2 protein-coding genes and 1 pseudogene are annotated in these 3,653 nt (G+C 73.6%); all 3 read right to left on the bottom strand.

The features are described 5' to 3' along the window. Positions 1 to 107: 107 nt before the first annotated feature. Positions 108 to 1,451, bottom strand: coding sequence for a M28 family metallopeptidase (locus QC029_RS30245; protein ID WP_279559043.1), 1,344 nt, complete (start codon positions 1,449 to 1,451; stop codon positions 108 to 110). 208 nt (positions 1,452 to 1,659) lie between these two features. Further along, complete coding sequence (gene rarD, locus QC029_RS30240) at positions 1,660 to 2,691, bottom strand: EamA family transporter RarD (protein WP_279559042.1); 1,032 nt, start codon at positions 2,689 to 2,691, stop codon at positions 1,660 to 1,662. Between the two features lie 829 nt (positions 2,692 to 3,520). Continuing rightward, positions 3,521 to 3,653: pseudogene (locus tag QC029_RS30235) on the bottom strand (2-oxoacid:ferredoxin oxidoreductase subunit beta); the annotation flags it as partial.

Below are 3,653 nucleotides of genomic sequence, written 5' to 3'. Positions count from 1 at the left end.
CCGCCGGTGTGATCACCGGCGGGCGGTGCTCGGCTCGGTCGCGGCCGGGCCCGGGCCGTGAGGATCCGGAGGGCCCGGAGGCCCGGGAGGCCGGAGGGCCGGACGGCTCAGAAGGTGAGCTTCCAGCTGTCGATGTACCCGGAGTCGGAGCGGTAGACGTCCTGGACGCGAAGCCTCCAGGTGCCGTTGGCGGCCTCGGCCGAGGCGTTGACGGTATAGGTGGTGACCACGTTGTCGCCCGAGTCCCAGTCGGAGTTCTTCAGCCGGTAGGCGCTGCCGTCCGGGGCCACCAGGTCGATGACGAGGTCGCCGCGGTAGGTGTGCTTGATGTCGACGCCGACCTGGAGGCCGCTCGGGGCGTTCCCGGAGAGGCCGGTGACGGGGATCGGGGACTCCACGGTGCCCGGGTCCGGGATGGCGTGGTCGGCGGTGTTCTCGAAGGTGCCGCCGCCCGGCGGCGGGGTGGTGGCGCCCGAGCTCAGCGTCCACACCGCGTGGGCCGCGGCGTCGCTGTTGCGGTCCAGCGCGGTGTCGTTGATGTTGGAGGTGGTGTCGCAGGAGGAGTGGTAGCAGCGGTCGAACGCCTGCCCGGCGGTGCCTCCCCACTTCTGCGCCTGGGCGCTGGTCTTGATGCGTCCGGCGCCGGTGAACAGCCCGCCGACGGGGATGCCGGCGTTCTTGAACGAGGCGTGGTCGGACCGTCCGTCGCCCTCGGTCTCGATCTCGGTCGGCACGCCCCTGGAGGCGAACCAGTCCTTGAAGACCTTCTCGATGGCCGGGTCGTCGTCGTAGACGAAGTAGCCGGCGTTCGGCGAGCCGACCATGTCGAAGTTGAGGTAGCCGTCGATCCTCGACCGCTCCGTCGAGGAGAGGTTGTTGACGTAGTGCTTCGAGCCCACCAGCCCCAGCTCCTCGGCCCCCCACCAGGCGAACCGCAGGTGCTTGTCGGGCTGGTACCCCGCGCGGGCCACGGCGAGGGCGGTCTCCAGGACGGCGGCCGAGCCGGAGCCGTTGTCGTTGATGCCGGCGCCGCTGCTGACCGAGTCCAGATGCGCACCGAGCATGACGACCGAACCGGTGTCGCCGCCGGGCCAGTCGGCGATCAGGTTGTAGCCGGTGGCCCCGTTGGAGGTGAACTGCTGGAGGGTGGTGGTGTAGCCGGCGGCGTCCAGCTTGCCCTTGACGTAGTCGATCGACGCCCGGTAGCCGGGGCGGCCGTGGGCGCGGTTGCCCCCGTTGTTGTTGGCGATCGTCTGGAACTGCGAGAGATGTGCCTTGACGTTGGCCAGCGGGATGTCCGGCGCCGCGGCCGCCGCGGTGGTCCCGGCGGTGGCGGTGGCCGCCCCGGTGAGCAGCCCGGCGGCGAGCGCGCCGGCGAGCCCGGCTCCGAGGGCGGCGCGGCGGAGGGGGGATCTTCGGGAGAGCCGTCGTCCGGCGCGAGTGGGCATCATGCCTCCTGTGGGGATTGACGTGGGCATGATGTTGATGTGACGTGGGTGCACCGTCAAGGGCGGAATCCGGACATAGGCGTCCGTATAGCGGACGACCGGGTGTTGACGTGGAACCGTTCGCGGCGCGGTGGGAGACGGCCGGCTCCGGTCGTGCCCGGTCGTGTCCAGTGATGCCCGGTGGCGGCCGGCGGTGGGCCCGCCGGACGGCTCAGCCCTTCGCGGTGTCCGGCGACGCCCCGGCCGCCGCCGGACGGTCCGCCGGTCCGGCGGCTCCTCCGCCGTCCGTCCCGCCGGCCGCCGGCGTGGCCCGCGCGGACGCCGCCGCCGCGGCAGCCGCCGCCCGCAGCCGTGCCCGCGAACGGCGCGCGGTGCGCAGGGCGTCCCAGGTGAGCAGGCACAGGGCGGCCCAGACCAGCATGAAGCCCGCCCAGCGCTCGGGCGGCATCTCCTCGTCGAAGGCCAGCAGCCCCAGCAGGAACATCGAGGCGGGCGCCAGGTACTGCAGCATTCCGATCGTGGACAGCGGCAGTCGTACGGCCGCCCCGCCGAAGAAGATCAGCGGCAGTGCGGTGGCCAGCCCGGCGAGGGAGAGCAGCAGCGCGTGTTCGACGCCCTCGGTGGCGAAGGTGGCCTCGCCCCGTGAGCCCAGGAGGAGCAGGAAGCCGACCGCGGGCAGGAACTGCACGGCCGTCTCGGCGCCGAAGCTCGCCACTCCATCCAGCCGGACGCCCTTCTTGATCAGCCCGTAGAGCGCGAAGGTGACGGCCAGGGCGAGCGAGAGCCAGGGCAGCCGGCCGTACGCGACGGTCATCACCGCCACCGCCAGCGCCCCTATGCCGACGGCCACCCACTGGGCGGGCCGCAGGCGCTCGCGCAGCAGCAGGACGCCGAAGGCGATGGATATCAGCGGGTTGATGAAGTAGCCGAGCGACGCCTCGATGACCTTCCCGGTCGAGACCGCCCAGATGAACAGGCCCCAGTTGACCGAGATCAGCGTGGCCGCCAGGGTGATCAGCCCGAGCCGGCGGGGATCGCGCAGCAGCGGTCCCACCCATGCCCAGCGGCGCAGTACGGCCAGGATGACCAGGGCGGTGGGCAGCGACCACACCATCCGGTGGGCCAGGACCTCGGTGGCGCCGGCGGGTTCCAGCAGTGCCCAGTACAGCGGGAGCAGGCCCCACATCCCGTAGGCGGCGAAGCCGAACAACAGTCCCGTGCGCTGCTCGCCGTGCGACTCCAACGTTCCTCCTCCTGGGCGGCCGGTGCGGTGGACCGGCCTGGCTGACCAACCTCACGACCGTAGCGCCGTACGCCCCCGCTGTCATTCCCGTTCCGGCATACGGTGCTGACGCGCCGTGTTCCGTCCCGCACGCTCGGCGCACTCCCGGCCGAACGCGCCCGCGCCCGGGTCCGTATGCGTACCGGAGCGCACCCGTACGCCCGCGTGCGGACGGACGCTGTGGTCAGTTCCTCGTCAACGGGAGCGTGGCCATGGGTGGCACGAGCGGGAGGGCTTCACCACCTCCTCCGCGGGAGAGGGTGTTCCGGCGCAGCGACCGCTCCGCCCGCGCCGCGCGGAAGTCCGTCAGGGGGCGCCGGCGGGATGGGGGATCGCGGAGCGGCAGGACGTACGGCCGTGCGTGTCGGAGCCGGCCGCCAACGCCGTCCGCCGCGGGCCGCCCGGGGCGCCGCCCGGACGCGGCTTCCGGATCCGGCTGACGGTGTCGGAGTGCGGGCGCCCTGCGCCTGGAGGTCCACGACCGGGGGGACGGCCGGCCGCGCGTCCGCGGACCCGGACCGGCCGACGAGGGCGGGCGCGGGCTGCTGCCGGTGGACGCGCTCGCCGATGTGTGGGGGGCCGGGGAGCCGGGGCGGCCGGGCAAGACCGTGTGGTGCGAGTTCGGCCTGACGCGCGGCGTTCCCTGCGGCCGGCGGGGTCCGGCCGGCGGGGTCCGGCCGGCGGGAGCCCTGACCGGCGCGTTCCCGTGGCCGGGGCCTCGTGGCCGGGGGAACGGCCGAGGGGCCGGTCCCGCCAGGCGGGACCGGCCCCTCGCGCGGGCGCTGTGTCGTCAGCCCACGACTGTCCAGGTGTCGGTGCCGGTCAGGAGCGCGTCGAGGTCGCCCTTGCCGTGCTGGACCACGGCCTTCTCCAGTTGCTCGGTCATCAGGGTGTCGTAGACCGGGCGGTGCACGTCCCGCAGG

Origin of the sequence: Streptomyces sp. DH37 (assembly GCF_029813835.1) — a bacterium.
Lineage (GTDB): Bacteria > Actinomycetota > Actinomycetes > Streptomycetales > Streptomycetaceae > Streptomyces.
This window is presented reverse-complemented; position numbering and strand designations above follow the sequence as displayed.

What these genes read in the sequence shown, in the direction of transcription:
- QC029_RS30245 (WP_279559043.1), bottom strand. Translation starts at nt 1,451, where the DNA reads ATGATGCCCACTCGCGCCGGACGACGGCTCTCCCGAAGATCCCCCCTC.